Source organism: Nonomuraea sp. K271, from assembly GCF_009908215.1.
In the GTDB taxonomy this organism is placed as follows: Bacteria; Actinomycetota; Actinomycetes; order Streptosporangiales; family Streptosporangiaceae; genus Nonomuraea; species Nonomuraea longispora.
This window is the reverse complement of the sequence record NZ_JAAAHR010000337.1, coordinates 1-2,553: the sequence shown is the minus strand read 5'-3', so window position 1 is coordinate 2,553 and position 2,553 is coordinate 1. Positions and strand designations below refer to the sequence as shown.

General features: G+C 71.3%; 5 protein-coding genes. 1 reads left to right on the top strand and 4 read right to left on the bottom strand.

The genetic code is table 11. The features are described 5' to 3' along the window. From GUY59_RS46650 to GUY59_RS46635, 4 genes are all read right to left on the bottom strand, one after another. Positions 1 to 331 (bottom strand): LLM class flavin-dependent oxidoreductase (locus GUY59_RS46650; protein ID WP_161715125.1); only part of this gene is annotated, 331 nt, incomplete at its 3' end. Positions 332 to 430: 99 nt separating this feature from the next. Next, positions 431 to 709: a hypothetical protein gene (locus tag GUY59_RS46645; protein WP_138200111.1), complete on the bottom strand. Its 279-nt coding sequence runs from the start codon at positions 707 to 709 to the stop codon at positions 431 to 433. A 110-nt stretch (positions 710 to 819) separates the two neighbouring features. Further along, on the bottom strand, positions 820 to 1,569 hold the full coding sequence (locus tag GUY59_RS46640) for a class I SAM-dependent methyltransferase (RefSeq protein WP_201762166.1): 750 nt from the start codon (positions 1,567 to 1,569) through the stop codon (positions 820 to 822). 186 nt (positions 1,570 to 1,755) lie between these two features. Beyond that, a complete protein-coding gene (locus tag GUY59_RS46635; RefSeq protein ID WP_138200112.1) occupies positions 1,756 to 2,127 on the bottom strand; it encodes a MerR family transcriptional regulator in 372 nt (123 codons plus the stop codon). Between the two features lie 85 nt (positions 2,128 to 2,212). On the opposite strand from GUY59_RS46635, the gene GUY59_RS46630 reads away from it, so the two are divergent. After that, a partial coding sequence (locus tag GUY59_RS46630; RefSeq protein ID WP_330849314.1) for an MFS transporter occupies positions 2,213 to 2,553 on the top strand: 341 nt, incomplete at its 3' end.

Genomic DNA, 2,553 nt, shown 5'->3' with positions numbered 1-2,553 from the left:
ACCCGGCCCCGACGCCCAGCACCAACCGCCCGCCGCTGAGGTCGTTGAGGTTGGCCGCCATGCGGGCCACGAGCAGCGGATGCCGGTAGGGGACGATCAGCACGGTCGTGCCGAGGGCGATGTGGCCGGTGCATCCGGCGAGCCACGACAGCGTGGTGAACGGCTCGTAGAAGGGGGCCGGATATTTCCGCGCCACGTCGGGGGTGATCACCACGTGGTCGGAGACCATGAGCAGGTCATAGCCCAGCCCCTCCGCGGTCTGCGCCCATCGCCGCAGGATGCCGGGGTCGGTGCCAGGGCCGAAATTGGGGACGTTCACACCAAGTCGCACCCGGTCAGGCTATCGAACGCGAACGACCCGGCGACGCACCGGAAAAGCCGAGGTCCCGGCACCCCGCCTGGCGGGGCGCCGGGACCAGGAGGCGGGAGATCAGCGCCTGAGCCAGTCGAAGACCCAGCTGCGCTCGTCCCGGTCCGGGTTGCCGCGCCAGTCGTGGTGATGGTGGTGGCGGCCGGGGACGCAGGCGTCGATGTCGCGGGTGCCGGCGAACCTTCCGTGCTCCGTCACGTGGTGGTAGGTCGAGTCTTCGTTCACCGCGAGGTCACAGTGGCGCGGGTTGTGGCCGGAGGCGGCAGTGGCCGCGCCGGCCCCGAACACCACGGCCGCCGCGGCCAGTGCACCGCCGGTGGCGATGAGGGTACTTCTCATGATCTCCCCCTGTAATCACGAAAGTGACATCGGCCATCACTATACGTAGCGATCTTGTAGGAGCAAGAAGCGCCACGCCTGTTTTGATCAACAGGGGCGCCAGCGCGGGCCTACGGCTTGACCGCCCGCACATAGCACAGCAGCGGCCACAGGTCGCCCTCGGCCTGCACACGGAACCCGGCGCCCCGAACCAGGGCGGCCGGCGCCTCGACCGGGTCGCCCGCCTCACCCGGATCGCCTGCCTGGCCAGGCTCGTGCCCCCGGCCATGATGGCTCACCTGCCCGCTCACCGGCCCGCTCACCGGCCCGCTCACCGGCCCGCTCACCAGGCCGGCCAGCCGGCGCACCAGCGGCCGCCGCGGCGGGCGGAGCTCCGCGATCAGCAGCCGGCCGCCCGGCCGCAGCACGCGGAACATCTCCCGTACGGCGGTCTCCCGCGCCCCGGGAGGGATGTGGTGCACGGCGAGGCTGGAAACCACCACGTCGAACGGCCCGCCGGGCACGTCCAGCGCCTGCCCCTCGCCCACCAGGTAGACGCAGTTCGCGGGGGAGCGGTGGCGGGCGTAGGCGATCATCCGCGGGGCCGGGTCCACGCCGACGACCCGGCCACCCGGCGCGACCAGCGGAGCCAGACGGCGGGTCAGGTAGCCGGTGCCGCAGCCCACGTCCAGCACCCGCTCGCCGGGTCCGGCGCCGGCCAGGGCGGCCAGTTGCGTGAACACCAGCCGCCGGCGCCCCGCGTAGCCCAGCCGGGAGAACAGCTCGTAGGCGCGTGGATGGTCGATGGTGCCGGAATGCTCGTGGCGGTGGCGCAGGAGCTTTCCGCGACCCATGCCGGTCACCTCCTGTTCGGTCGGCACCACATCAGCCTGCCCCGCCGGCGGTCAGGCAAGCAGCGCGGGGTGAAGGCGATCACGCCGGCGACGCGGTGCGAGGGCTGGGGCACGATCGTGACGCCGCCGTCCGCCGCGGGCGGCCGCGCTGCACCTCCGTGAAAATGTCCGTCAGCGATGTCATGATCTACATTGTAAAGGCGGTAGCCGGAATCATCGTCGCAGCGTCCGTACGGCCGCGAGGTAGGCGTGGATGGCGTCGCGGTTGCGGGACAGGCAGTCGATGCGCTGCTGGATGCGGTCCGCCTCGGCCTCCAGAAGGCCGGCGAGCTCGGGCGTGAGGCACTCCGGGTGCAGGTGGATCTTGCCGGGCCCGTCGAGGAACGGGAGGATGCGGCGGATGATCTCCGTCGTGAGCCCCGAGTCGAGCAGGCCGCGGATCTGCCGCACGCGGTGGACGGCCGAGTGCGGATAGTCGCGGTAGCCGTTGTCCGCGCGTTCCGGGTGGAGGAGGTTCTGCTCCTCGTAGTAGCGCAGCATGCGGGTGGGGACGCCGGTGCGCCGGGAGAGCTCCCCGATTCTCATGGCAGGCCTCGGTCCGCTGGGATTTGCCTTCACACTGATGTGAAGGTTTCAGCCTAGTCCCATGGTCGATGGAGTGCGCGAAAGCGTGAGACAGGCGGGGAGGATGCCGTGGCCGGGATTGCTGGCGTTGTTCGCGGCGGCGTTCACGGCGGTGATGACGGAATTGCTGCCCGCCGGGTTGCTGCCGCAGATGTCAGCGGCGCTGGGGGTGCCGGAAGGGCGGGCGGGGTTCCTGGTGACGGCGTACGCGGTGGCGTCGTTCCTGGCGGCGATCCCGCTGACGGCGTTGTTACGGCGCTTCGCCCGGCGGCGGGTGCTGTCCGGGACACTGGCGGGGTTCGCCGCATGCAACGCGGCGACCGCGCTGTCGTCGTCCTACGCGGTGACGTTCGGGATCCGGGTGCTGGCCGGGACGATGGGCGGGAT